22 protein-coding genes and 1 tRNA gene are annotated in these 24,378 nt (G+C 69.5%); 8 read left to right on the forward strand and 15 right to left on the reverse strand.

Annotated elements, in window-relative coordinates:
• From ASG72_RS20600 to ASG72_RS20230, 5 genes are all read right to left on the reverse strand, one after another.
• Nucleotides 1–1,266: methyl-accepting chemotaxis protein (locus tag ASG72_RS20600; protein WP_156395821.1), on the reverse strand; the 1,266-nt coding region annotated here is incomplete at its 3' end.
• A gap of 49 nt (nucleotides 1,267–1,315) precedes the next feature.
• The gene (locus tag ASG72_RS05220; protein ID WP_056709671.1) at nucleotides 1,316–1,798 is read right to left on the reverse strand and encodes a chemotaxis protein CheW; all 483 of its coding nucleotides are present in this window, start codon (nucleotides 1,796–1,798) and stop codon (nucleotides 1,316–1,318) included.
• Entirely contained in the window at nucleotides 1,798–3,861 is a 2,064-nt protein-coding gene (locus tag ASG72_RS05225) for a chemotaxis protein CheA (protein WP_056709674.1), read from the reverse strand. The genes ASG72_RS05220 and ASG72_RS05225 overlap by 1 nt, the downstream gene beginning before the upstream one ends.
• Nucleotides 3,858–4,223 carry a response regulator gene (locus ASG72_RS05230; RefSeq protein WP_056709675.1) on the reverse strand — a complete coding sequence of 122 codons (366 nt, stop codon included), beginning with the start codon at nucleotides 4,221–4,223 and terminating at the stop codon, nucleotides 3,858–3,860. The genes ASG72_RS05225 and ASG72_RS05230 overlap by 4 nt, the downstream gene beginning before the upstream one ends.
• A gap of 3 nt (nucleotides 4,224–4,226) precedes the next feature.
• The gene (locus tag ASG72_RS20230) at nucleotides 4,227–4,484 is read right to left on the reverse strand and encodes an STAS domain-containing protein (protein ID WP_162246193.1); all 258 of its coding nucleotides are present in this window, start codon (nucleotides 4,482–4,484) and stop codon (nucleotides 4,227–4,229) included.
• A gap of 446 nt (nucleotides 4,485–4,930) precedes the next feature.
• Here ASG72_RS20230 and ASG72_RS05240 point away from each other — a divergent pair, with 446 nt between their 5' ends.
• Nucleotides 4,931–5,107, forward strand: coding sequence for a hypothetical protein (locus ASG72_RS05240; protein WP_156395799.1), 177 nt, complete (start codon nucleotides 4,931–4,933; stop codon nucleotides 5,105–5,107).
• A 154-nt stretch (nucleotides 5,108–5,261) separates the two neighbouring features.
• Complete coding sequence (locus ASG72_RS05245; RefSeq protein WP_056709682.1) at nucleotides 5,262–5,846, forward strand: SCO family protein; 585 nt, start codon at nucleotides 5,262–5,264, stop codon at nucleotides 5,844–5,846.
• On the opposite strand, the gene ASG72_RS05250 is transcribed toward ASG72_RS05245, so the two are convergent.
• Nucleotides 5,791–7,704, reverse strand: coding sequence for a glycosyltransferase family 2 protein (locus ASG72_RS05250; protein WP_056709684.1), 1,914 nt, complete (start codon nucleotides 7,702–7,704; stop codon nucleotides 5,791–5,793). The two genes, ASG72_RS05245 and ASG72_RS05250, sit on opposite strands and share 56 nt — an antisense overlap.
• A 202-nt stretch (nucleotides 7,705–7,906) precedes the next feature.
• Here ASG72_RS05250 and pgm point away from each other — a divergent pair, with 202 nt between their 5' ends.
• Complete coding sequence (gene pgm / locus ASG72_RS05255) at nucleotides 7,907–9,562, forward strand: phosphoglucomutase (alpha-D-glucose-1,6-bisphosphate-dependent) (RefSeq protein WP_056709686.1); 1,656 nt, start codon at nucleotides 7,907–7,909, stop codon at nucleotides 9,560–9,562.
• Complete coding sequence (gene rsgA / locus ASG72_RS05260) at nucleotides 9,559–10,572, forward strand: ribosome small subunit-dependent GTPase A (RefSeq protein ID WP_056709688.1); 1,014 nt, start codon at nucleotides 9,559–9,561, stop codon at nucleotides 10,570–10,572. The genes pgm and rsgA overlap by 4 nt, the downstream gene beginning before the upstream one ends.
• A 37-nt stretch (nucleotides 10,573–10,609) precedes the next feature.
• On the opposite strand, the gene ASG72_RS05265 is transcribed toward rsgA, so the two are convergent.
• From ASG72_RS05265 to ASG72_RS05275, 3 genes are all read right to left on the reverse strand, one after another.
• Nucleotides 10,610–10,822, reverse strand: a complete 213-nt coding sequence (locus ASG72_RS05265) for a hypothetical protein (protein WP_056709689.1) — start codon at nucleotides 10,820–10,822, stop codon at nucleotides 10,610–10,612.
• 98 nt (nucleotides 10,823–10,920) lie between these two features.
• Nucleotides 10,921–10,996: transfer RNA gene (locus ASG72_RS05270), tRNA-Ala, on the reverse strand.
• Between the two features lie 201 nt (nucleotides 10,997–11,197).
• Nucleotides 11,198–11,590 carry a TIGR02300 family protein gene (locus ASG72_RS05275; protein WP_056709691.1) on the reverse strand — a complete coding sequence of 131 codons (393 nt, stop codon included), beginning with the start codon at nucleotides 11,588–11,590 and terminating at the stop codon, nucleotides 11,198–11,200.
• Nucleotides 11,591–11,756: 166 nt separating this feature from the next.
• Between ASG72_RS05275 and aroA the strand changes: the two genes are divergently transcribed.
• The 3 genes from aroA to ASG72_RS05290 all read left to right on the forward strand — a co-directional run bounded on the left by aroA (nucleotide 11,757) and on the right by ASG72_RS05290 (nucleotide 14,663).
• Nucleotides 11,757–13,094, forward strand: coding sequence for a 3-phosphoshikimate 1-carboxyvinyltransferase (aroA, locus tag ASG72_RS05280; protein WP_056709693.1), 1,338 nt, complete (start codon nucleotides 11,757–11,759; stop codon nucleotides 13,092–13,094).
• Nucleotides 13,091–13,744: a (d)CMP kinase gene (gene cmk, locus ASG72_RS05285; protein WP_056709695.1), complete on the forward strand. Its 654-nt coding sequence runs from the start codon at nucleotides 13,091–13,093 to the stop codon at nucleotides 13,742–13,744. The genes aroA and cmk overlap by 4 nt, the downstream gene beginning before the upstream one ends.
• Nucleotides 13,745–13,841: 97 nt before the next feature.
• The gene (locus tag ASG72_RS05290) at nucleotides 13,842–14,663 is read left to right on the forward strand and encodes a DUF1194 domain-containing protein (RefSeq protein ID WP_056709697.1); all 822 of its coding nucleotides are present in this window, start codon (nucleotides 13,842–13,844) and stop codon (nucleotides 14,661–14,663) included.
• Between the two features lie 57 nt (nucleotides 14,664–14,720).
• Here ASG72_RS05290 and hrpB read toward each other — a convergent pair whose 3' ends face one another.
• The gene (gene hrpB / locus ASG72_RS05295; RefSeq protein WP_056709698.1) at nucleotides 14,721–17,225 is read right to left on the reverse strand and encodes an ATP-dependent helicase HrpB; all 2,505 of its coding nucleotides are present in this window, start codon (nucleotides 17,223–17,225) and stop codon (nucleotides 14,721–14,723) included.
• A gap of 45 nt (nucleotides 17,226–17,270) precedes the next feature.
• On the reverse strand, nucleotides 17,271–18,059 hold the full coding sequence (locus tag ASG72_RS05300; protein WP_056709700.1) for a class II glutamine amidotransferase: 789 nt from the start codon (nucleotides 18,057–18,059) through the stop codon (nucleotides 17,271–17,273).
• A 234-nt stretch (nucleotides 18,060–18,293) separates the two neighbouring features.
• Here ASG72_RS05300 and ASG72_RS05305 point away from each other — a divergent pair, with 234 nt between their 5' ends.
• Nucleotides 18,294–19,700 (forward strand): sodium:proton antiporter, encoded by a 1,407-nt coding sequence (locus tag ASG72_RS05305; RefSeq protein WP_156395801.1) that lies wholly within the window; start codon nucleotides 18,294–18,296, stop codon nucleotides 19,698–19,700.
• 34 nt (nucleotides 19,701–19,734) lie between these two features.
• Here ASG72_RS05305 and phnE read toward each other — a convergent pair whose 3' ends face one another.
• From phnE to ASG72_RS05330, 4 genes are all read right to left on the reverse strand, one after another.
• The gene (gene phnE, locus ASG72_RS21240; protein ID WP_082540091.1) at nucleotides 19,735–21,363 is read right to left on the reverse strand and encodes a phosphonate ABC transporter, permease protein PhnE; all 1,629 of its coding nucleotides are present in this window, start codon (nucleotides 21,361–21,363) and stop codon (nucleotides 19,735–19,737) included.
• A complete protein-coding gene (gene phnC, locus ASG72_RS05320) occupies nucleotides 21,360–22,148 on the reverse strand; it encodes a phosphonate ABC transporter ATP-binding protein (RefSeq protein ID WP_056709704.1) in 789 nt (262 codons plus the stop codon). Before phnC ends, phnE begins: the two co-directional genes overlap by 4 nt.
• 33 nt (nucleotides 22,149–22,181) lie before the next feature.
• The gene (gene phnD / locus ASG72_RS05325; protein ID WP_056709996.1) at nucleotides 22,182–23,228 is read right to left on the reverse strand and encodes a phosphate/phosphite/phosphonate ABC transporter substrate-binding protein; all 1,047 of its coding nucleotides are present in this window, start codon (nucleotides 23,226–23,228) and stop codon (nucleotides 22,182–22,184) included.
• A gap of 97 nt (nucleotides 23,229–23,325) precedes the next feature.
• Entirely contained in the window at nucleotides 23,326–24,333 is a 1,008-nt protein-coding gene (locus ASG72_RS05330) for a DUF4105 domain-containing protein (RefSeq protein ID WP_056709706.1), read from the reverse strand.
• Nucleotides 24,334–24,378 lie beyond the last annotated feature (45 nt).

Raw genomic sequence — 24,378 nt, forward strand, 5'->3', positions numbered from 1 at the left:
AGCCTCCTCGGTCGAGGCCGCCTGTTCGGTCGAGCCCTGCGAGAGCTGCTCGGCGCTGGCCGAGAGCTCCTGCGAACCGGCCGACATGTTCTCGGCCGCGGCATTCACCTGGCCGACGACCTCGCGCAGCTTCACGACCATCGCCTGGAAGGCGCTCTGCAGATCGGTGATCTCGTCACGGCCGCAGACGTCGACATCGCGGGAGAGGTCGCCCTCGGCGATGCTGTTGGCGACGGCCACCGCGCTGGCCAGCCCCATCGAGATCGAGAGCGCCATCCACAGCGCCATGCCGATGCTGATCGCGAGCGCCGCCGCGACGAGGCCGAGCAGCATCATGCGGGTCGATTCATAGGCGGCCTCGGTCTCCTTGACGAAGCGATCGGCGACCTGCGTCTCGGCGGTCTTGATCTCGGCCACCCCGGCATTCAGCGCCGCGCGGGCCTTGGTGAACGCCCCGCGATAGATCTCCAGCGCCCTGGCGTCGGTGTTGGCGGCGCCGAAGGCCACAGTCTTGCGACTGGCGGCCTCGAAGGCGCGAAAGGTGGTGATGACGGCATTGGATTCGGCGAGATGGGCCGTGCCGACGCTCGCGGCGGCGAGCTGCGCGAGCTCGTCATTGGTCTGCTTGAGCCGGGCCTGGAAGTCGGCATCAGCGTGTTTGAGCTGCTCCTCGTCGGTGATGACGATGGCGGCGTAGAGATCGTGCCGGAGATAGGCGAGGTTCAGTTTCAGGTCGGTGACGAGCTTCGACACGCGCTCGCCGAGATCGCTGCGGGCCTGGAGCGTGTTGAGCCGGGCCTCGACCTGTGCGCCGAGCTCGCGGGCTTCGCCGGTCGCGAGCGTGATCGCCGCGTTGTTGGCGTTCTGCACGGCCAGATCCAGCGCCTGGGAGGCCGCGGCCGAAAGCTGGTTCCAGTCTGCCTCGAGCCTGCGCAGACGCTCCTGCTCGCCGGGCGCGAGCTGGGCGGCATAATCCTTCAGCACGGCATGGATGCGCGCGTCGTTGGCCTTGAAGTCGTTCTGCAGCTTGACCCGTTCCTTGGTCTCCGCTTCCGCGATGGAGCGGGCGACGATGCGGCCGGCATCGACGGCGATCCTTTCGATCTCCATCACCCGCTGGACCTGGGCGAAGGGTTTACTGGCGAAGGCCTGCATCCTGTCATTGGAGCCGGACAGGCTATTGATGGAGAAGTATCCGGCGGCTGCGAAGAGAACGATGATCACTCCGAACGCCAACGCCAATTTGGCCTTGATCGTGAAACGCATTGTATTGCCCCTCTTTTACTGACTTGCTTGCTGCTTGCTGGTCCTGGCCTCATTCCAGGATCTTGTGGAGTTCTGGCACTATGACGAATTCATCGTTCCACTTGGTGATGAAGCGAATGAATTCGGGCTTCCAGTGACTTCCGAGCCTCGGCATCTGCTGGCTGTCGGCTGCGGAAATTTCGGTGACTTCGAAGACCCTGTCGGCGACGATCCCGAGCGTGACGGGGTCGTCGTCGACCTCGACCTCGACGACGACGATGCGCGTGTCGGAGGTCTGGGCGGCGCCGGCCATGCCGAAGCGGCGGCTGAGATCGGCTAGCGGCACGACATTGCCGCGGACATTGATCAGCGCCGGCAGATAGTCCCGGGCGCCGGCGACGCGGGTGACCGGGACGGGATCGATGATCTCGCGCACCAATTCGGTCTCGATCGCGAAGATCTCGTTGCCGATCCCGACCATCAGCACCTGCAGCCTGGCGGGTGCGGGCGGCGCGCCGGCGGGCACGCGCTGGCTTGTTTCGAGCTGGTTCATCACGCGGCCTCCGGGGTTCTGTCGTCGGCGCGGCCCTGGCCGAGGCTGACGAGTTGGGCGACATCGAGGATCAGGGCTGCGGTGCCGTCGCCGAGGATGGTGGCGCCGGAGAACATCGTGACGTCCGCATGCAGCTTGGAGAGCGACTTGATCACCGTCTGGTGGGAGCCGATGATCTGGTCGACGACGAGCCCGATGCGGGTGCCGCCGATGGCGGTGACGATGACCTTCTGATGCGGATCGGCGGCGCCCTGCGCATCGAACAGCTCGCGCAGGCGCAGGAAGGGCACCAGCTCGCCGCGCACCGAGAGGAAGCTGCGCCCGCGCGACCTCGCCTCGTCAGCCGCGGTCAGCTCGATGCATTCCTCCACCGCCGAGAGCGGGATGATGTAGCGCCCTTCGCCGACGCGGATCAGCAGCCCGTCGATGATCGCCAGCGTCAGCGGCAGGCGCAGCGTCACCGAAGAGCCGTGGCCGGGAATGGTGGTGAGGTCGATGGCGCCGCGCATCGCCTCGATCGTCCGCTTGACCACATCCATGCCGACACCGCGGCCGGAGAGGGCGGAGATCGTCCTGGCCGTGGAGAAGCCGGGATGGAACAGGAACTGGTGGATCTCCTGCTCGGACAGCGTCGCGCCCGGCTGGACCAGCCCCTGCTCCTCGGCCTTGGCGCGGATCCTCGCGGTGTCGAGCCCGGCCCCGTCGTCCTGCACCGTGACCAGCACCTGCGCGCCGACATAGCGGGCCGAGAGCTCAATCCGGCCGGTGGCGGATTTGCTGGTGCTCGCCCTGGCTTCGCGGCTCTCGATGCCGTGGTCGATGGCGTTGCGGATGAGGTGGACCAGCGGATCGGCGAGGCGCTCGATCATGGTCTTGTCCATCTCGGTATCTTCGCCGACGGTGACGAAATCGACCGGCTTGCCGAGATCGCGCGAGAGATCGTGGACGAGGCGGCGGAAGCGGCCGAAGAGCGAGCCCATCGGCACCATGCGGACGCCCATGGTGGAATCCCTGAGCCCCGAGGCCAGGCGCTCGATCTCCTCGGCGATCGCCTTGATCGCCAGATCGGTGCCGGAATGGGCGAGCTGCGACAGCCGCGCCTGGGCGATGACGAGCTCGCCGACGCGGTCCATCAGCTCGTCGAGGCGCTCGGCCTGGACGCGCACGGTGGAGCCCTTGTCCTCGGCGCGCCGATTCAGCTCGGCGCCGGCCGGGGCGGGCGCGGCCTTGCCGGGCAGCGGATGCGACGCGGTCTCGGCCGAAAGGGCCTCCGGGCGGGGCGCCGCCGGCTCGGCCGCGGCCTCGGCCATGTCGAGCGTGAAGCCCGGCCGGACGTCCGGCACGCCCTCGGCGAGCGGCGCGATGGCGAGCCGCATCTCGTCGCGGACGAACATGAAGACGTCCTCGATCGCCTCGCGCGGGCAATCGGCGGCGAGGGTGACGGTCCAGCCGATCAGGCAGGATTCCGGGTCGAGATCGGCCAGCGCCGGCAGCCGCGCCAGATCGGGCAGCACCGTGCAGGGACCGAGCTCGCGCAGATCGTCGAGCAGCGCCAGCGGGTTGGCGCCATTGCGGAGAATCTGCTCCTCGAAGGCGAGGGTGATCCGCCAGCCGCCCTGCCCGCTCGCGAGGGAGGCTCCGGCCGCGGCCGCGGGGGGCGCGGCGGCACCGGCTGCGCCCTTCGCGTCGCCGCGGCCGATCAGGCGCTGCAGCTCCTCGACGATCGCTTCCCCGATGATCGGATCGGTCGCGTCCGGGGCCTCGATCAGCGCGCGGATATAGTCGCGTGCCGAGAGGGAAACGGTGACGATGTCGTGGTTGGCGTCGATCTTGCCCTTGCGGATCAGATCGAAAGCCGTCTCGAAATCATGGGTGAAGGCGGCGACACGGTCGAAGCCGAACATCGCGCCCGAGCCCTTGATCGTGTGCAGCGCCCGGAAGGCGGCGTCGATCAGATCCCGGTCGGCCGGTGTCTGCCCGAGATCGAGCAGCACGGTCTCGAGGCTGTCGAGCAGATCGGCGGCCTCCTGGCGGAAGGTGGCGGCGGGGTCGAGTTCCATCATGCCCTCACAAGCTTGGCCACGACCGCGAGCAGCTGCTCCGGCTTGAATGGCTTGGTGATCCAGCCCGTCGCGCCGGCGGCCTTGGCCTCCTGCTTGATGGCGTCGTCGGATTCGGTGGTCAGGAAGACGATCGGGACGCCGACCCCCTCGGGGGTGGCGCGCAGCGCCTTGATCATCTGCAGCCCGTTCATCACCGGCATGTTGAGATCGGTGATGACGAGATCGAAGCGCTCGGCCTTGGCCTTGGCCAGGCCCTCCGAGCCGTCGCCGGCCTCGGCCACGGCATGGCCGGCGGGCCCGAGGACGAGCTTGATCATCTGGCGGACGCTGGGCGAGTCGTCGACGGTGAGGATCGCGGCCATCGGTCAGTTCTCGCCGCAGATCAGCGCATCGCCCGCGGGCGACAGAGCGAGGCCGGCTCGCGCCAGCGCCTGCTCCATCGCCGGCGAGAGTCCGGCGACGCTCAGGCTCCGGCCCGACTCGGCGAAGCCGCGGAAGGCCGCGGCGAGGAGCTGGATGCCGGTGAGGTCACAGGAGGTGACGGCCGAACAATCGAGCGACAACCGGCGCGCGCCGGAGTCATTGGCCAGGATATGGGCCTGGACGCTTCGAATAGATTTCAAGGACCAATCATCCTTGCAGTCCAATACTTGCATCATGTCTCTCCTCGCCTCGACTCGCTCAGCGCTCGCTCGACTCTGACGGAGCGGGCCCATTAGCTGGAATTCGGGGATCAGTTCGCATTTTGACTCTTACGCAGGCCGGTCTTTCTTTCGACTGCTACGTAAGCTTACGTAGAAGCTTTGAATCGATTTCGTCTCCAATTCCTTAACGTCAGGAGGCTCCTGGACTCATTTCTGAAGGGGAGACTCAGTTTTTTCGGGGCTCCGGATAGGAACTGAAGGTGATTGGTTCCGCGCGGTACCGGTTTCTGTTAAATCCGTACAATCGAGCGCAATTTCGCGTTCTGGCGATTTCTCTGCGTCAGCTCCGGGCGCGGAGTTGATTCCCCGCGGATGGCGGCGCGAGGCTGCTGCGCCCGGCGCGAGGCTGCGCTATGATGATCGGCATGACGACCAGCGAACCCGATATCGAGGGGCCCGACCCCGCGCCGTCCCGGATGAGCCTGCTGCTGCTCGGCGCGGGCGCCGTCGCCCTGCTGCTGGCTGGGCTGCTGCTGTGGTGGCGCGAGGGCGACCGGCTGTTCACCGACGGGCTGATCGCCGCGATCGTCGCCTGTTTCTAGCGCCGCTGCGCCATCCGCAGCCCCTCGGCCCGGCCTGCCCGCTGCGTCGTGACGCAGTGCCGCTGGCCCCGCCGAGAATTCCCCTTTCGCCGCGGATGGTCTAGGAGCAGGCCGGGCTCGCCGCCCGAACGCCGTCTCGACGCCGGATTGCTCCATGAACCGCCGCCTGCTCCTGCCGCTGATCGTGTTCCTGCTCGGAGCGAGCGCCCTGGCGCTGGCGGCCTTCGTGACCTTCGCGCCGAACCGGGCCGGGCAAAGCGCGTCGAGCGTGGGAGGCCCCTTCACCCTGACCACCCAGGAGGGCAAGCCGCTCTCCGACAAGGACCTGCTCGGGGCGCCGTTCCTGGTGTTCTTCGGCTTCACCCATTGCCCCGACATCTGCCCGACCAAGCTGTTCGAGATCTCGGAGACGCTGCGGGCGACCGGCGCCAAGGGCGAGAAACTGCGGGCGCTGTTCGTGACCGTCGATCCGGAGCGCGACACGGCCGAGGTGGTGAAGAGCTATCTCGGCGCCTTCGACCCGCGCATCATCGGCCTCACCGGCGACCGGCCGGCGATCGACGCCATGGTCAAGGCCTATCGGGCCTATGCCAAGAAGGTGCCGCTCAAGGATGGCGACTACACCATGGACCATACCGCGCTGGTCTATCTCATGGACAAGCGCGGCGGTTTCGTCGGCGCCTTCAATATCGAGCGCCCGCCGGCCGAGGCGGCGGCGGAATGGCTGCGGCATCTCTGATCCGGTTTCGCGCGCCGAGGCGCGCCGCGCCATGCATCGTCTTGTTCCAGACGAAGCGCCGGTCGACATATTCGTAGAGCGCGATCCAGGCGGCGATCGAGAGCAGCGCATAGTAGAGCGGCAGCAGCGGGACATAGGGCAGCAGGCGGCTGGCGTTGCGCCGCTTCGCCCCCAGCACCGCCGGCACCAGCATGGCGAGCAAGCCGAACCCCGCGACGGCGACCGACAGCGTCAGGACCAGCCAGCGCAGCGAGCCGGCGGCCGGCCAGTCGCCACCGGCGCTCCATACCGCCAGCGCGGCGCCGAGGAAGACCGGGTAGACCAGGGCCGAGAGGACGGCGCCCGGCGCGAGCACCAGCACGGCGAGGGATGAGGCGAGGCCGAGCTCGCGCAGCAGGCGCCGCGGATCATGGAGATGCGTCACGCTGGTCTGGATGTAGCCCTTCAGCCAGCGGGCGCGCTGCCTGAACCAGGCGCGCAGCGCCGCCGGCGGCTCCTCGGCGGTGGCGCAGGGCAGATCCGCCAGCTGATAGCCGGCACGCGCCAGACGCAGCCCGATATCGGCGTCCTCCGTGACGTTCCAGGCGTCCCAGCCGCCCACTTCACGCAGCGCTTCGGTACGAAAATGGTTCGAGGTGCCGCCGAGCAGGATCGGCAGCCCGAGCCGGATCAGCCCGGGATTCAGAACCTCGAACAGCGCCGCATATTCCAGCGCGAACAGCGCCCCCAGCGTGCCCTCCCCCTGATCGGCGATGACGAGATGCGCCTGCAGGCAGGCGAGCGAGGCCGGCGCGCGCAGGAAACGGGCGGCGGCGCGGCGCAATTGCTGCGGATCGGGGATGTCCTCGGCATCGAAAATGGCGAGGAGCGAACCGCGCGCCTCGAGCAGGGCCAGGTTCAACGCCCGCGGCTTGGTGCGGGGCGCGCCGGGCGGCACCGTCAGGATGGCGATCTGCGGCGGCAGCGGCTTGCGCGCCAGCGCCTGCCGCAGCACCAGATCATCGGCCTCGATCAGCAGCAGGATGTCGAGCTTGGCGGGGGGATAGTCCAGCGCGGCGAGCGCCGCCAGCAGCTGGTCGAGCACCGCTTCCTCGCGATAGAGCGGCACGGCCACGGTGTAGACCGGCAGGCGGGCATCATCGAGGCGCCAGCCATGCCGCGTCCAGAGATCGGGCTCCGGCGCCTCGAAGGCGGCCGCGAGACGCAGCGTGATCAGTGCCAGGAAGAGCGGGCCGAGCAGGGCCGCCAGGCTGAAGAAGGTCGCCAGCGGCGCCAGCGTCCCGAGGAAGGACAGCACCGCCACCAGCAGCCCGGCCGCGATGCGCTGGCCGAGGCTCGAGCCCGTCCGGGCGCTCGCCCGGGCGAGCCCGGCGCGGTCGCAGCCGGCGAGATGGCGCGCGAGACGCGGCGCATTGGCGGCGCGCAGCGCCTCGGTGAGCGCGCGCGGCGTCGTCACCGCCACATCGCCGCGTCGGCGCGGCCCGGCCAGGAGCAGGCGGCGCAGCGCCGCGTCCTCCGGCGCCACGATGAGGCGATGTCGCCCGCCTTCGGCGGCCAGCGCCACGCCCTGCCGCCGGATCGCGTCATAGCTCCCGCCCGGCGCCAGGGATGGCGGTCGCTCCAGGAAGTCCAGCCCCAGCCGCCGGGCCAGGCACATGTAATAGCCGGTCTCGTCGACCAGGCCCGAGACGATCGCCTGGCGCGCCGGCGAGACGCCGAGCCGGGCGGCCGCGCAGGCGCAGCCGGCCAGATCGCGCCGCGTGCCGTGATGGCCGGTGAGCAGCGCGAGTTCCGGCGGCAGCGTCTCGGCCGACTGGGATGGGGCTGCGGGCCGCCCGCCGTCTCGATCCTGAGCCACGCGACACCCGCTCGTCATGACGTTACGTCATGTTAAGCCCGCATGGCAGAGACTGTCGAGTCGCGTCGGCGCGGAACCGGCGGCGCCCGTCACGGCTTTGCAGAAGCGGCGGCATTGTGAAATGTAGCCGCCTGCCCCTGCCCACCCGCTTGCCGATGGCGTTGCGCCAGACCGGATGATACCCCGCTCGACAGGATCCCTCATGACAAGCAATGTCAGCCCGCTCGCCGGACACAGGCTCGACGCTTCCGCGCTGGTCGATCTCGCAGCGCTGCAGAGCGCCTATTTCGAGAGGCCGGAGCCCTCCGTCGCCGGCCAGCGCGTCGCCTTCGGCACCTCGGGCCATCGCGGCAGCGCGTTCCAGCGCTCCTTCAACGAGGCGCATATCCTGGCCATCGCCCAGGCGGTCTGCGCCTATCGGGCCGAGCAGGGCTTCACCGGGCCGCTTTTCCTCGGCATCGACAGCCATGCCCTGTCGCGCCCGGCCTTCGAGACGGCGCTCGAGGTGTTCGCCGCCAATGACGTCGTCACGATGATCGATGCGGAGCTCGGCTTCACGCCGACGCCGGTGATCTCGCATGCGATCATCGGGTATAATCGCGGGCGCAGCTCCGGCTTGGCCGATGGCGTGGTGATCTCGCCCTCGCACAACCCCCCTGCCGATGGTGGCTTCAAATACAACCCGCCGCATGGCGGCCCGGCCGATACCGATGCGACCGGCTGGATCGAGCGCAGGGCCAACGGGCTGCTGGAAGCCGGGCTCGCCGGGGTGAAGCGAATGCCCTATGCGCGGGCGCTGCGCACTCCGGCGGTGCGGCGGCATGATTTCGTCACGCCCTATGTCGCGGAACTCGGCAGCATCCTCGACATGGAGGCGATCGCCCGCGCCGGGGTGAGCATCGGCATCGATCCGCTCGGCGGCGCCGGCATCGGCTTCTACGGGCCGATCATCGAGCGCTACGGGCTGAAGGCCGAGATCGTCAACGCGACCATCGATCCCGCCTTCGGCTTCATGACCGCCGATTGGGACGGCAAGATCCGGATGGACTGCTCCTCGCCCTATGCGATGACCAGCCTGATCGGCATGCGCGAGCGCTTCGACGTCGCCTTCGCCAACGATACCGATGCCGACCGCCACGGCATCGTCACGCGCAGCCACGGCCTGATAAACCCGAACCACTATCTCGCCAGCAGCATCGCCTATCTCTTCGCCCATCGTCCTGGCTGGCGGGCCGATGCCGGCATCGGCAAGACCGCGGTGTCGAGCGCGATCATCGACCGGGTGGCCGGCAAGCTCGGGCGCCCGCTGGTCGAGGTGCCGGTCGGGTTCAAATGGTTCGTGCAGGGGCTGTCGGACGGCTCGCTCGGCTTCGCCGGGGAGGAAAGCGCCGGCGCCTCCTTCCTGCGCCGGGACGGAACGAGCTGGAGCACCGACAAGGACGGGCTGATCCTCGGGCTGCTGGCCGCCGAGATCATGGCCGTGACCGGCAAGGACCCGGCGGAGCTCTATCGCGGGCTGACGGAGGAACTCGGCGCCCCGGTCTATGCCCGCGTCGATGCGCCGGCCAGCGCGGCGCAGAAGGCCGTGCTCAAGGGGCTAAGCCGCGAGCGGATCGGCGCGACCAGCCTGGCCGGCCAGCCGATCCAGGCCGTTCTCAGCCATGCGCCGGGCAATGACGCGCCGCTCGGCGGGGTCAAGGTGGTGGCGCAGGATGGCTGGTTCGCGGCTCGCCCCTCCGGCACCGAAGAGGTCTACAAGATCTATGCCGAGAGTTTCCGCGACGAGGCGCATCTGGAGGCGATCCAGGGCGAGGCGCGGGCGATGATCGCGGATGCTTTCGCCGCGGCCGGCGCATGAGCGCCCGCGCCGGCGGGCCGGAGCGTGATGCGCTGGCCGCGATGGGCTGGTCCGACTTCTTCGAGGAGCAGATCGAGCCAGGCGAGGAGGCCTGCCTGCGCGGGCGCATCGCCACCGTGCACCGGGCCAGGCTGACGGCGATCGGACCCGACGGCCCCTTGCGCCCCGTCCTGCCCGAGAAGGCGCAGACCGGCGATTACGCGGTCGGCGACTGGGTGCTGCTCGACAGGGCCGAGCACAGGCTGCTGCGCCGGCTGGAGCGGAAGACGGTGCTGTCGCGGCGCACGGAAGGCAGCCGGGTGCCGCAGCTCGCGGGCGCGAATATCGACACGCTGTTCATCGTCACCTCCTGCAATGCCGATTTCAACGTGGCGCGGCTCGAACGCTATCTGGCGCTGGCGAACCAGGCCGGGACGCAGCCGGTCATCCTGCTGACCAAGGCCGACATGGCCGAGGAGCCGGAGACCTTCCGCCGCCAGGCGGAAGCGCTGCAGCGCGATCTGCCCGTCGTGCTGGTCAATCCGCGCGGCGAGGACGTCGCCGCCAGGCTGTCACCCTGGTGCGGGCCGGGGCGGACGGTGGCGCTGGTCGGCTCCTCCGGCGTCGGCAAATCGACGCTGGTGAACGCGCTGGTCGGGCCGGAGCAGGCGGAACCGCAGCAGACCGGTGGCATCCGCGAGCATGATGCGAAGGGGCGCCACACCACCACCGCCCGCTCGCTCCACGCCATGGCGGGCGGCGGCTGGGTGATCGACACGCCGGGGATGCGGACGTTGCATGTCGCCGATGTCGGCGAGGGAATCGAGACGCTGTTCGCCGAGATCACCGAGCTCGCGCCGTCCTGCCGGTTCCGCGATTGCAGCCATGAGCACGAGCCGGGCTGCGCGGTGCAGGCGGCGGTGCGGGCCGGCACGCTCGACCCCGAGAGGCTGGCGCGCTGGCGCAAGCTGCAGGGCGAGAACAAGGCGCGCACCCCGGTCCTGTCGGGCCCGCGCGGCAACAAGCGTTAGGAGCAGCGCACCGGGGGCGGATCGGGCTCACGACCGCTCAGCCCCGCGGCTTGTCCTCGGCCAGCGCCCGATCGAGAATCGCGACGGTTTCCTCCAGCCCCTCCTTCACGCCCAGCATGAAATCCTTGCCGAAGCCGATGATGGTGTCGGGCGGCTCGCCCTTGAAGGTGTAGACGACGCTCGCCAGCGCGGCGTTGACGTAGACCGGCTTGCCGTCGATGGGCGAGGTGAATTTGCAGAGTTTGGGCACGGGCCTCTCCTGAAGCGATTCGTCAGGACAGGGCTATACGCCGGAAGCGCCCGAAGCGGGAGCAGGCTGGCCGGACAGCGTAGATGTCAGAGAGAATTTGGTGGAGCCAGGCGGAATCGAACCGCCGACCTCTTGAATGCCATTCAAGCGCTCTCCCAACTGAGCTATGGCCCCACTGATGGGCTGATTTGGGGATCAGCCCGGGTCTATCCGGCTCGCGGCTCGTGCCCTGAGGCGTTCGATCCGGTCATTGCCTGCCGCGCCGAAGCGGCGACGCAGCGCTCTATAGGCGGGCCTGCCGGAAGACTCAAGCCTCGAATTGTCATCTGAACGACATTCTTGCGAGGGCTGGTTTGCCGGCTGGCCGAGCCCGCCTCAGACGTCCTCGTCGCCTTCGAGATCGCCGTCGATCAGGTCGGCGACGTCGTCATCGCCTTCCTCGTCCTCTTCGAGGAAGGTGTCGTCCTCGGCCGCGATGTCGTCCTCGACCTCGATATCGTCCTCGCTGGTGACGACGACATCCTTCTCGGCGGCTTCCGCATCGGCCTCGTCGAGCGAGACGAGCTCGACCGCGCCGTCGGCGACCTCGGCCTCTTCCTCGTCATCGGCCGGCTTGGCGGCGGCGGCCGCCTTGGCCTGCGGCTCGAACATCGAACGCGGGAAGGACTGCCCCGTATAAGGCGAGACAATCGGATCCTTGTTCAGATCGTAGAATTTGCGCCCAGTCGTGGGACAAACGCGCTTGGTGCCAAGTTCCGGTTTCGCCACTGCGTCGGACCTTCAATTCATACCGTTTTGAAAAGCAGGCGCGTCCGTTAGTCGTGGCAGGGCGCGCTGTCAAATCCTGATTTGGCGGCGCGCCCCGCGTGACGCAGGCGGTGAGCGCGTGTTAGGCAGCAGCGCGTCCCCGTTTCTCCAGCCCGCAGAGCGAAAAGTGGCCCAGGCCGAGCACCCCACCCCCGTCACATCCCGCCGCGGCGGCCCGCTGAAAGGCCGCGTCCGCGTCCCCGGCGACAAGTCGATTTCGCACCGGGCGATGATCTTCGGCCTGCTGGCGATCGGCGAGACCCGGGTCTCCGGCCTGCTCGAAGGCGAGGATGTCCTGCGCACCGCCGCGGCGGCGCGGGCGCTCGGCGCCATCGTCCATCATGACGGGCCCGGCGCCTGGCGGGTCACCGGCGTCGGCGTCGGCGGGCTGAAGGAGCCGGCGCATCTCCTGGATTTCGGCAATGCCGGCACCGGCTCGCGGCTGATGATGGGCGTCTGCGGCTCGCATCCGATCACCACCACCTTCGACGGCGACGCCTCGCTGCGCAAGCGGCCGATGCGGCGCATCCTCGATCCGCTGGAGCAGATGGGGACGGTCGTCCTGCGCCAGGAAGAGGGCGGGCGCCTGCCGCTGACGCTGCGCGGCCCGCAGGAGGCGGTGCCGATCACCTACCGCACCCCGGTCGCCTCGGCGCAGATCAAATCGGCCGTGCTGCTGGCCGGGCTGGCGGCGCCGGGCGTGACCACGGTGATCGAGGCCGAGGCGACGCGCGACCATACCGAGAAGATGCTCACGCATTTCGGCGCCGAGGTGACGGTGACGCAAGAGGGCGAGCATGGCCGGCGGATCGCGCTGACCGGCCAGCCGGAACTCGCCGCCGCGCCGATCATCGTGCCGGCCGACCCCTCCTCCGCCGCCTTCCCGCTGGTCGCGGCGCTGATCGTGCCCGGCTCCGACGTGCTGATCGAGAGCGTGATGACCAACCCGTTGCGCAGCGGCCTGCTGACCACGCTGCGCGAGATGGGCGCCGAGATCACGGTGGAGCGCGAGGCCAATGAGGGCGGCGAGACGGTGGCGGATCTGCGCGTGCGCTTTTCGGCGCTGCGGGGCGTCACCGTGCCCCCCGAGCGCGCCCCGGCGATGATCGACGAATATCCGGTGCTGGCCGTCGCCGCCTCCTTCGCCAGCGGCACGACGCGGATGCGCGGGCTGCAGGAGCTGCGCGTCAAGGAATCGGACCGGCTGGCGGCCGTCGAAGCGGGGCTCAAGGCGGCCGGGGTGAGCTGCGCGATCGAGGGCGACGATCTGATCGTCGAAGGCCGGAGCGAGGTCGCGGGCGGGGGCGTGGTGGCCACGCATCTCGACCATCGCATCGCCATGAGCTTCCTGGTGATGGGGCTGGCGACGCAAAAGCCGATGCAGGTCGATGACGGCGCGATGATCGCCACGAGTTTCCCGAGCTTCATCGGCCTGATGCGCCAGCTCGGCGGCGACATCGCATGAGCCCGGCCGATGCGCGCTACCGCCGGGTGATCGCTGTCGACGGGCCGGCCGCCTCCGGCAAGGGCACGCTGGCGCGGCGGCTCGCGGCGCATTACGGCCTGCCCTATCTCGATACCGGGCTGCTCTACCGGATGGTGGCGCGCGCGGTGATCGATGACGGGCACGACATCCGCGACGCCGACCACGCCGCGGCCGCCGTCGCCGCGCTGGACGGGCGCTCCTTCCCGGAGGAGGCGCTGCGCGGGCGCGAGATCGGCGAGGCCGCCTCCGTCGTCGCCGCGATGCCGGCGGTGCGCGCCGGGCTGATCGAGCGCCAGCGCCGCTTCGCCGCGCAGCCCGGCGGGGCGGTGCTGGACGGGCGCGACATCGGCACGGTGATCTGCCCGCAGGCCGGAGCCAAGCTGTTCGTGACGGCGACGCCGGAGGTGAGGGCCGCGCGCCGGCACCGCGAGCTGACCGGACGGGGCGAGCCCGCGACCTTCGATGCGATCCTCGCCGATATTCGCCGGCGCGACGCCCGCGATTCCGGCCGCAGCGACGCGCCGCTCAAGGCCGCGGAGGATGCGGTGCTGCTCGACACCTCGGCGCTGACGATCGACGAGGTGCTGGCCGCGGCCATCGCTATCGTCGAGGCCAGGCGCGCCGGCTGATTGCCACTTCTTTGTGATCGACTGCCCGCAGGAAGGGCTTGGCTGAAATTCTGAGCCGGCGCACACTCTCCGTCGCGACTTGACGACGGAGGTGGCTATGCGGCGCTGGCTGTTGGCTCTGTTGAGTGTGCTTTTCGCCGGTCTGTCCGGGCTCGGCGGCGATGCGCCCCGCGCCCAGGCGGCGCCCGAGCCGTCGGAGGAGGTCGATGTCGCTCTGGTGCTGGCGGTCGACGTCTCCTACTCCATGGACATCGACGAGCTGGCGCTGCAGCGCAACGGCTATATCGAGGCCTTCCGCTCCAAGGAGCTGCACGACGCCATCGCCAAGGGCGCGATCGGCAAGATCGCCGTCACCTATTTCGAATGGGCGGGCGGGCATTTCCAGCATGTCGTCAAGCCCTGGACGGTCATCGACACGCCGCAATCGGCGATCGCCTTCGCCGAGGAGCTGGGCGAGGCACCGACACGGCGCGGCCGGCGCACCTCGATCTCGGGCGCGATCGACCTGAGCGTCAGCCTGCTCGAACAGGCCAAGGTCGTGCCGATGCGCAAGGTGATCGACATCTCCGGAGACGGCGCCAACAATGATGGCAGGCCGGTCGAGACCGCACGAGACGAGGCGCGCGACAAGGGCATCAGCATCAACGGGCTGCCGGTGATGCTGAAGCAGGCGAGCTATTTCGATACCGACAATCTCGATCTCTATTACGAGGATTGCGTGATCACCGGCGTCGGCGCCTTCGTCATCCCGATCCGCGAGCGCAGCCAGTTCGTCGATGCGACGCGCACGAAACTGGTGCGCGAGATCGCCGAGGCGCCACAAGGCCCGGAAGCCCTGGTGCAGAAGGCGCAGGCCCGGCAGCCGCGCGTCTCCTGCCTGCAGGGCGAGCGGCAATGGCGCGACCGGATGGGCAATTGACGATCCGCCAGCAGCCGGTCGGACGGTAGCCGGCGAACCCCTCGCACACAGACCTCTTCAGGTGCCGCGCGGCTTCGCCCGGGTGGTCGGGGCCGCGGCGGCGGGATCCTCCGGCCAGGGATGGCGCGGATAGCGGCCCTTCATCTCTGACTTCACCGCCGACCAGGAACCGCGCCAGAAGCCGGGCAGGTCCTTCGTGATCTGGATCGGCTTATGGCCGGGCGACAGCAGATTCAGCACCAGCGGCACGCGCCCCGCGGCCAGAGCGGGGTGGCTGGAGAGGCCGAACAGCTCCTGAACCCGCACCGAAATCGTCGGGCCGGCCTCGGCGCCGTAATCCACGGCCAGGCTGGACCCCGTCGGGGCGGTGAAATGCGTGGGCGCCTCCTGGTCGAGCCGGCGCTTCAGATCCCAGGGGAGCAGCTCCGCCAGCGCGGCATCGAGATCCTCGCTGCGGATCGCGGCGAGCCCGGCCCGGTGCGCGAGATGCGGAGCGAGCCATTGCTCCACTTGGGCGGCCAGCGCCTCGTCCGACAGATCCGGCCAGAGGTTGTCGGCGGCGGCGCCCATGGCCCGGCGCAGAAAGGCGACGCGCTCGCGCAGCTGCAGCTGGGCCCGTGTCCAGGGCAGCAGGCCGAGCCCCAGCCCCGCCAGGCCCCGGGCCAGGACGATCGCCCCCTCGGCGGAGGTATCCGGCGGCAGCGGCCGCTCCGCCAGCAGCAGCGCGCCATAGCGGCGGATCGCGCGGGTGCGCAGGGCGCGCGCCGCGCGGTCGAACGCGGTCTCGCTGCGCTCCTCGATTTGGTAGGCGCCCAGCCCCGCCTGGCCGAGCGCGGTCAGGTCGTCCTCGCTCAGCGCGGCGGCGGCCTGGATGCGCGCCTGCTGGGCCGCGCCGGTCATCTCCGCCACCACGAGAAATGGTTCGCGCGCCAGGCGCTGCACCGGTTCCAGCGCCGCGCCTCGGCCATTGGCCAGGAGATATTGTCCGGAGCCGGGGCTGCGCGCCCTGGCGATCCGCTCGGGATAGGCGAGGGCGAGCAGGAAACCCGGGCTCAGCGCCCTGCGCTGCAGCCCGGCCGCGGTGCTGCGCGCGCTGCGGGCCCAGCCTTCGGCGAGGCGGCGCATATCGGCAGCGCGCCCGCCACGCTCCCGGCCGAAGCGTTCGGCGCGCTCCGCCAGGTCGATCGCATCGCCGCCCAGCCCGCGCTCGACCAGAAGCGCCGCCAGCTCGGCGGCCCGGACGTCCTCGCCGAAGCGCGCCGCCGCGATGACCATGCGCGCGAGGCGCGGCGGCAGGGGCAGCGCCTGCAGCGCACGGCCTTCCGGCGTGATCCGTCCCTCGGGATCGAGCGCGTGCAGGCCGAGCAGCAGGCTGCGGGCTTCCTTCAGCGCCGGGGCGGGCGGCGGATCGAGGAAGGCCAGCTTGGTCGGGTCGCTGAGCCCCCAGGCGGCGCAATCCAGCAGCAGCGGGGCGAGGTCGGCGGAGAGGATTTCCGGCCGCCCGAAGGGTTCGAGCGCGCCGGTGCCGGCCTCGTCCCAGAGGCGATAGCAGATGCCGGGCTCGGTCCGCCCGGCCCGGCCGCGCCGCTGATCGGCCGCCGCACGGCTGACCCGGCGCGTCTCCAGCCGGGTCAGCCCGCTATCGGGCTCGTAGACCGGGACCCGCGCCAGGCCGGAATCGATCACCACCCGGACCCCCTCGATGGTCAGCGAGGTCTCGGCGATGGCGGTGGCGAGGACGATCTTGCGGCGGCCCGGCGGCGCCGGCTGCACGGCCCGGTCCTGCTCGCGCTGATCGAGCGCGCCATAGAGCGGCGCGATCTCGACCGCCGGGTCGCGCAGGCGCTCGCGCAGCCTCTCCTCCACCCGCCGGATCTCGCCTTGGCCGGGCAGGAAGACCAGCTGCGAGCCGCTCTGCTCGTTCAGCGCCAGAAGCACCGCGTCGGCGACCTGGTCCTCGATGCGCTTCAGCGGATCGCGCGGGCGATAGCGCGTCTCGACCGGGAAGGCGCGGCCCTCGCTCTCGATCACCGGCGCCTCGCCGAGCAGCCGGGCGACCCGGGCGCCGTCCAGCGTCGCCGACATCACCAGGATGCGCAGATCCTCGCGCAGCCCGCCCTGCGCGTCGAGCGCCAGGGCCAGGCCGAAATCGGCATCGAGCGAGCGTTCGTGGAATTCGTCGAACAGCACCGCGGCGACGCCCTCCAGCGCGGGATCATCGAGGATCATCCGGGCGAAGACGCCCTCCGTCACCACCTCGATGCGGGTCTTCGGCCCGATCCGCGAGCCGAGCCTGACGCGCAGCCCCACCGTCTCGCCCAGCTGCTCCCCCAGCGTATGCGCCATGCGGCTGGCCGCGCCGCGGGCGGCCAGCCGCCGCGGCTCGAGCACGATCAGCTTGCCGCCGCCGACCCAGCCCTCGTCGAGCAGGGCGAGGGGCACGCGCGTGGTCTTGCCGGCGCCCGGCGGCGCGACCAGCACGGCGTTGGGACGCTGCGCGAGCGCCTGGCACAGGGCCGGCAGGGCGGCGTCAATGGGAAGGGGCGTGTCGAAGGCGCGCATGGCTTGCGCGATGTGGCGCAAGCCGCGGGCCGGCGCAAGCGCGCGTCAGGCGGCCCGGCGCAGCCCGGCGCCGAAGGGCGCGAGCTCGACCGTGCCGGCCCTGACGCTGACCAGCGTGTTGCAGGGCAGCGCCTGCCAGCAATCGCGCGCGGCGTCGACCGGCTCGGAGGCGATCACCACGCTGTCGCCGCGATCGCAGAGATAGAGCGTCGGCGGCTTGGCGTCGGAGGACCAGCGCACGGCGTGGATGGTCTCGCCATCCGCCAGCGCCGCCGCGCAGCGCAGCGGCTCGCGGATGCCGGCCTGCTGCATCAGCGACAGCGCCTGGTCGAGGGCGCAGGCCAGCGCCTCCCCGGGCGAGGCGCCCTCCGCCATGCTGGCCAGCGCCAGCAGGAACAGCGCCTCGGAATCGGTGGTGCCGACCCGCGCGCCATAGAGCGCGTCCGGGATCAGGTTTTCGATCCGGCGCCGGATCAGGCCATAGCCGCCGATCTGGCCGTTATGCATGAAGAGATGCCGGCCATGGGCGAAGGGATGGCAATTGGCCCTGGTGGTGGCCGTCCCGGTCGCGGCGCGGACATGGGCGAAGAACAGATGCGAGCGCACCTGCCGGGCGATCGAAAGCAGATTCTCGTCCGACCAGGCCGGGCGCACCTCGCGATATTGCCCGGGCTCGGGCCGGTCGCCATACCAGCCGACGCCGAACCCATCGCCATTCGTGCCGGTCTTGGTTTCCTCGGCATGCAGCGACTGGTGGATCAGCGAATGGCAGGGGGCGGCGACCAGATCCTCCAGAAAGACCGGGACACCGGAATAGGCGAGGAAACGGCACATGGCTGGCCTTCGAATCGCGGTGATCGAGCGCGAGCCGGCTATACAGGAAAACGATGAATGACGGCATAACGGCGCGACGGGACCGCGGCGACCCCGGCCGGCAACCATCTGTTGAAGGGCTTCGGCCGGTAGCGTAGAACCGCTGCGGCGGCCGTGGTCCCCCGTGGACACCGGCCCGCCTCTCGGGACGACGAGCGCCGCCAGAGCGCAGGGGGATGAGCTTTGACGCGATCGATGACGCTTGCCGGCGCCGTGCTGGCCGCCTGCCTGCTGCCGAGCCTGGCCCATGCCGCGACCGGGATCGACGGCGCGACGATGGGGGTGATGTGGGCGCTGCCCTTCGCCGGAATGCTGCTGTCGATCGCGCTCGGCCCGATCCTGTTCCCGCATTTCTGGGAGTTGAACTACGGCAAGTTCGCGGCCTTCTGGGCGCTGCTGGTGCTGGTGCCGCTGGTGCTGCTGCGCGGCTTCGAGCCGGCCCTGGGCGCGCTCGCCCATACCGCCCTGCTGGAATACATCCCCTTCATCATCCTGCTCTTCGCGCTGTTCACCATCGCCGGCGGCATCCTGATCATGGGCAATCTGCACGGCACGCCGGCGACGAATACGGCGCTGCTGGCGATCGGCACGCTGATGGCCAGCTTCGTCGGCACCACCGGCGCCTCGATCATCATGATCCGGCCGGTGCTGCGGGCCAATGACAGCCGGCGCCACAATGTCCATGTGGTCGTCTTCTTCATCTTCCTGGTCTCCAATATCGGGGGATCGCTGACGCCGCTCGGCGATCCGCCGCTGTTCCTCGGCTTCCTGCGCGGGGTGAGCTTCTTCTGGACCACGACGCATCTCCTGCCCGAGACTTTGCTGGCGGTCGCGATCCTGCTGACGCTGTTCTTCGTCCTCGACAGCTGGTTCTACAAGAAGGAGGAGGGCCTCCCCAGCCTGAAGGACCCGACGCCCGACCGCGACCTGAAGCTCTATGGCAAGGTCAATTTCATCCTGCTCGGCGGGGTGATCGCGGCGATCCTGATGTCGGCGAGCTGGAAGCCCGGCATCGTCTTCAACATCGCCGGCTCGCCGGTGGAGCTGCAGAACCTGGTGCGCGACGCGATCCTGCTGGCGCTGGCCGGGCTCTCGCTGAAGCTGACGCCGAAGCCTGTCCGCGCCGGCAACGAGTTCAGCTGGGGGCCGATCCTCGAAGTCGCCAAGCTGTTCGCCGGCATCTTCATCTGCATCATCCCGGTTCTGGCCATGCTGCAGGCCGGCCGCAACGGCGCCTTCTCCGGGCTGGTCGCGCTGGTCAGCAATCCCGACGGCAGCCACAACACGGTCGCCTATTTCTGGCTGACCGGCGCGCTCTCCTCCTTCCTCGACAATGCGCCGACCTATCTCGTCTTCTTCGAGCTGGCGGGCGGCAACCCGCAGGTCCTGATGACGAGCGGGGCCCTGACGCTGGCGGCGATCTCGGCCGGCGCGGTGTTCATGGGGGCCAACACCTATATCGGCAACGCGCCCAACTTCATGGTCTACGCCATCGCCAAGGACCGGAAGGTGAAGATGCCGAGCTTCTTCGGCTACATGCTCTGGTCCGGCGCCATCCTGATCCCGATCTTCCTGCTCCAGACCGTGATCTTCTTCCGCTGAGCGGGCGGGGCCGCCGGCCCCGCGCCTGCCCGCCTCAGATCACGCGGGAGCGGATCGTCGCGGTGACGATTTCGGTGATCACGACCACGACGAAGATCACGATCAGCACGAGCCCGACCTGGTCCCAGTAGAGATTGTCCATCGCCGCCTGCAGCGCGACGCCGAGGCCGCCGGCGCCGACCAGGCCGAGCACCGCGCTCTCGCGGACATTGATGTCCCAGCGGAACAGGCTGACCGCGAGGAAGGCCGGCTTCACCTGCGGCCAGAAGCCCTTGAGCAGGACGGAGCGCCGCGGCGCCCCGGCGGCACGCAGCGCCTCGATCGGCCCGGCGCGGGCCTCCTCGATCGCCTCGGCCAGGAATTTGCCGGTGAAGCCGATGGAATGCACGGCGATGGCGAGCACGCCGGCCAGCGCGCCGGGGCCGAAGACCGCGACGAACAGCAGGGCCCAGACCAGCGTATGCACCGAGCGGGTGCCGACCAGGATGAAGCGCCCGACCATGTTGACCCAGGCCGAGGGCGAGACGTTGCGCGCGCACATCAGCGCCACGGGCGTCGCCAGGGCGATCGCCAGGATGGTGCCGAGCGTGGCGGTGTGCAGCGTCTCGACCAGCGCGGCGCCGACCGTCTTGGGGAAATAGCTCCAATCCACCGGCCACATCCGGCCGAACAGGTCGACCGTCTGCTCCGGGGCGTCGTACAGGAATTCCGGGATGACCTCGATGGTCTGGACGGACCAGCCGAGCGCCAGGGCGGCGATCGCCCAGAACACCAGCCGCACCGTGCGCTCCGCCGTGGTGAAGCGGTGCCAGACCCGGTCTGCCCCGCGCCGGACGACCTCGCCCGAGGGCGCCTCGTCCTGATAGATGCGGCGCATGAAGGCCGACAGCACTTCGCCCGCCATCACCGTGACGATGATCGCGATGATGATCGACAGCACGAAATCATAGTCGAAGCGCTGGAAGGCGGTGAACAGCGTGGCGCCGATGCCGCCGCCGCCGACGAGCCCGACCAGGGCAGAATTGCGCAGGTTCGAATCGAGCTGATAGGCGGCGAAGCCGATGAAGCGCGGCAGCACCTGCGGCACTACGCCCATCACCACGACCGAGAGGAAGGGTGCGCCGGCGGCGCGCAAAGCCTCGATCGGCTTCATCGACATTTCCTCGATCGCCTCGGCGATCAGCTTGGCGATGAAGCCGAGCGTCGCCACGACGAGCGCCATCACGCCGGCGAGCGCGCCGAAACCGACCGCCTTGACGAAGAGGATGGCGACGATGACCGGATGGAAGGTGCGGCAGAGCGCGATCACCCCGCGCGCGGCGATCGTCACCGGCAGCGGCATCAGGTTGCGCGCGGCGCAGAGGCCGAGCGGCAGCGCCAGCAGCACGCCGGCCCCGGTCGCGATGATCGCGATCTGCAGGGATTCCAGCATGCCGTCGAACAGCAGGCGCATCTTGTCGGCGGCGATGTTGGGCGGAAACATCCGGCCGAGGAAGCGCGCGCCATTGTCGAGCCCCAGGACGAAGCGCTCCCAGCGCATGTCGAGGATCTGGGCGGCATAGCCGACATAGAGGAGGAAGATCAGCGCGCCGATGCGCAGCGGCCAGTTTGGCGGGAAGGCGCGGCCGCGCAGGGCCGCCCCCGTCTCGGGCAGGGCGCTCATTCCATCCAGCCTTCGCCGCCATAGATCTCGGCGAGATGGGCATCCTGCAGGCCGGCGGGCGGCCCGTCATAGACGATCAGCCCCTTCGACATGCCGATGATGCGGCGGGCGAAACGCCGCGCCAGCGCGACATTGTGGATGTTGACCAGGACCGGAATGTTGCGCTCGCGGCCGACGAGGGCGAGCAGCTCCATGATCTCGACCGAGGTCTTGGGGTCGAGCGAGGAGGTCGGCTCGTCGGCGAGGACGAGATCGGGCTCCTGCATCACGGCGCGCGCGATGCCGACGCGCTGGCGCTGTCCGCCGGAGAGCTGGTCGGCGCGGCGGGTGGCGAATTCGCCGAGGCCGACCTGTTCGAGCAGCGAGAAGGCCCGGGCGATGTCGGCCTCGGGGAAGCGCCGCGTCCAGGCGCGCCAGACCGGGACATAGCCGAGCCGGCCGCACAGCACGTTCTCGATCACGGTGAGCCGTTCGACCAGGTTGTATTCCTGGAAGACCATGCCGAGCCGGCGCCGCGCCTGGCGCAGGGCCTGGCCCTCGAGCCGCGCCAGATCGACCCCGTCAAGCAGAATCGAACCGGAAGTCGGGTCGACCAGCCGGTTGATGCAGCGGATCAGCGTCGACTTGCCGGTGCCGGAGGGGCCGATGATCGCGACCGTGCCGGGCTCGTCGACGGTGAGCGTGACGTCCCGCAGGACGGGCTGGCCGGGCCGGTATTCCTTGACGAGATTGCGGATGATCAACGCCCGGCAGGTGCCGGGCGTGTCCTGTGGCAGAGCACTCATGGAGGCGACGGACTTCCTTCTCGAGCGGATCGCTCAGGGGGCCTTGGCCGGAGCCTGCTGCGCCTTCTTGGCCAGCGCCTCGGCTTCGCGCTTGGCTTCCGCGTCATAGGCGCTCTTGTTGTAGGGCGTGCCGGATTTCTCCGCGACATCGCGCACCACCGCCCAATCCTTCTGGTAGCTGATCGGCAGGAACCGGTCGTCGCCGTTGAACTCCTTGGTCATTTCCGGGGTGAAGCGGAAGGAGAAGAAGCAGTCGGTGAGCTTCTTGGCGAGCTCCGGCTTGAGATCATGGGCATGGGCGAAGGACGAGGTCGGGAAGACCGGGCTGCGGTAGATGACGCGCACATCCTCCTTCTTCACCGTGCCGCGGGTGATCATGCGCTCGAACACGTCGCTGGCGATGGCGCCCATGTCGTAATCGCCGGAGACGACGCCGAGCAGCGATTTGTCGTGCCCGCCCGACATCAGCGGCTTGTAGTCGGTATCCGCGGTCAGACCCTGCTCGGGAAACAGCACGCGCGGCGCGAGATTGCCGGAATTGGAGGAGGGCGAGGTATGCGCGACCTTCTTGTCCTTGAGGTCGGACAGCTTCTGATAGGGGCTCGACGCCTTGACCACCGCGACGAGATTATAGCCGCGGACCTGATCGCCGACGCCCTTGGCGGCGAAGGGGACGGCGCCGGCGAGGTTGACGGCGAAACCCGTCGGACCCGTGGAGAAGCCGGCGAAATGCAGCCGGCCGGAGCGCATCGCCTCGATCTCGGCGGAGTTGGACTGGACGGGGTAATAGACGATCCGCTTGCCGACGCAGCTGGTGAGATGCTCGGTCAGCGGCTTGAAGATATTGGCATAGACGGCCGGATCCTCGACCGGCGTATAGGCCCAGACCAGCGCGGAAGGATCCTTCCAATCCTTCGGATCCGCCGGCGCATCGGCGACCAGGTCCTTGTTCGCGTCGCAATAGCGCGTGTCGAGCTGGCCGCGATTGGGGCAGCTATCCTGGGCCGGAGCCGCGCCGGGGGCGGCGATCACCAGCAGGGGAAGGGCCGCGATGGCGGCGCCGAGCTTCGAAACAGTCACCAATCTCTCTCCCTGGATTGCCCCGGTCTGATCGGAGGGGCTTAGCCGGGAGTATGTGACATAAATCTGTCATATTCCAGCCCGCGCGGGGCGGCGGTCAGCGCCGGCCCTCCGGCACATCGACACGGATCGCACGGGAGAAGCCGGGATCGCCGATGGGGACCGTCCTGGCGCGTTCGCTGATGCGGCCCTTGGCGACGAGTTCGGCGAGCGGGAGATCCTGCCGGATCGCGCCGATGCGCTGCAGGTAACCCGGCAGATAGCCCGAGAGCAGCACGCGCGGATCGAGCGGCAGCGAGAAGCGCCAGCCCGGCGCGACCTGCTCGACCAGCCTGTAGACCACCGTGGTGCAATTGGTGCCGAGCGTATTGTACCAGCGCGGCCGGGCGGCCAGCCGGTTGATGTCGGCGGCATAGGCGAGCAGCAGATCGCGCGCCTGCTGCGGCGAGGCGGCGAGGCGGAAGAGGCGGACATCCTCGCGGCGCGCATGGGTGCGCAGGCCGACCACGTCGCGCTCGTCGGCCGCGACATAGGCCATCTCATAGCTGCGGAAGAAGCCGGCCAGCGACGACCATTCCTCGCCGGTCTCGCGCCGCACCTCGATCGAGAAGGTCAGCGGCACGTCGTCGCGCAGGGTGAAGCTGACCAGGAGATGGGCGATCGCCTCCCCGGACCAGTAGGAGAGGAAGAGATCGACCCCCTCCACCGCATCGAGGCTGATGCTCCGATTCCGCCAGGCGATGTCGTAATCGGTCTCGCTGCGCCAGGTGAAATGCCGGAGATTCTCGATTTCGAGGCTGTCGCCCTGCCGCTCGATGCGGGGCAGGCGGGCGAACTCCGGGATCCAGTCGCGCTGATGCGAGGGCGTGAGCGCGCTCCACCAGCCGAGCAGGCCGAGCAGCAGCAGGGCGAAGCCGAGGGGCAGCCGCAGCGCCCCGCTCCACAGGCCGATTCCGCCGGCCAGCGCCGCCAGCCCGAACAGGATCGCGGCCGGGAGGGCGAAGGGCTGCGGCAGGCGAAACAGCAGGAGCCCGACGCCCCAGGCCGCCCCGCAGAGCAGAGCGAGGCTGGCGAGCAGGCGCAGCAGCAAGCCGATGTGGCCCATCTCCGCCCGCTCCCCCCTGGTGCCGCGGTCCCCGCCCCTCTCCTC

The organism is Allobosea sp. Leaf344, from assembly GCF_001426225.1.
In the GTDB taxonomy this organism is placed as follows: domain Bacteria; phylum Pseudomonadota; class Alphaproteobacteria; order Rhizobiales; family Beijerinckiaceae; genus Allobosea.

Coding starts and splice junctions, on each gene's coding strand:
- phnE (WP_082540091.1), bottom strand. CDS start 21,363: ATGAGCGCCCTGCCCGAGACGGGGGCGGCCCTGCGCGGCCGCGCCTTC.
- ASG72_RS05290 (WP_056709697.1), top strand. CDS start 13,842: ATGCGGCGCTGGCTGTTGGCTCTGTTGAGTGTGCTTTTCGCCGGTCTG.
- ASG72_RS05300 (WP_056709700.1), bottom strand. CDS start 18,059: ATGTGCCGTTTCCTCGCCTATTCCGGTGTCCCGGTCTTTCTGGAGGAT.
- hrpB (WP_056709698.1), bottom strand. CDS start 17,225: ATGCGCGCCTTCGACACGCCCCTTCCCATTGACGCCGCCCTGCCGGCC.
- ASG72_RS05330 (WP_056709706.1), bottom strand. CDS start 24,333: ATGGGCCACATCGGCTTGCTGCTGCGCCTGCTCGCCAGCCTCGCTCTG.
- cmk (WP_056709695.1), top strand. CDS start 13,091: ATGAGCCCGGCCGATGCGCGCTACCGCCGGGTGATCGCTGTCGACGGG.
- ASG72_RS05225 (WP_056709674.1), bottom strand. CDS start 3,861: ATGATGGAACTCGACCCCGCCGCCACCTTCCGCCAGGAGGCCGCCGAT.
- ASG72_RS05305 (WP_156395801.1), top strand. CDS start 18,294: ATGACGCTTGCCGGCGCCGTGCTGGCCGCCTGCCTGCTGCCGAGCCTG.
- ASG72_RS05230 (WP_056709675.1), bottom strand. CDS start 4,223: ATGGCCGCGATCCTCACCGTCGACGACTCGCCCAGCGTCCGCCAGATG.
- ASG72_RS05220 (WP_056709671.1), bottom strand. CDS start 1,798: ATGAACCAGCTCGAAACAAGCCAGCGCGTGCCCGCCGGCGCGCCGCCC.
- pgm (WP_056709686.1), top strand. CDS start 7,907: ATGACAAGCAATGTCAGCCCGCTCGCCGGACACAGGCTCGACGCTTCC.
- phnC (WP_056709704.1), bottom strand. CDS start 22,148: ATGAGTGCTCTGCCACAGGACACGCCCGGCACCTGCCGGGCGTTGATC.
- rsgA (WP_056709688.1), top strand. CDS start 9,559: ATGAGCGCCCGCGCCGGCGGGCCGGAGCGTGATGCGCTGGCCGCGATG.
- ASG72_RS05240 (WP_156395799.1), top strand. CDS start 4,931: ATGACGACCAGCGAACCCGATATCGAGGGGCCCGACCCCGCGCCGTCC.
- ASG72_RS05245 (WP_056709682.1), top strand. CDS start 5,262: ATGAACCGCCGCCTGCTCCTGCCGCTGATCGTGTTCCTGCTCGGAGCG.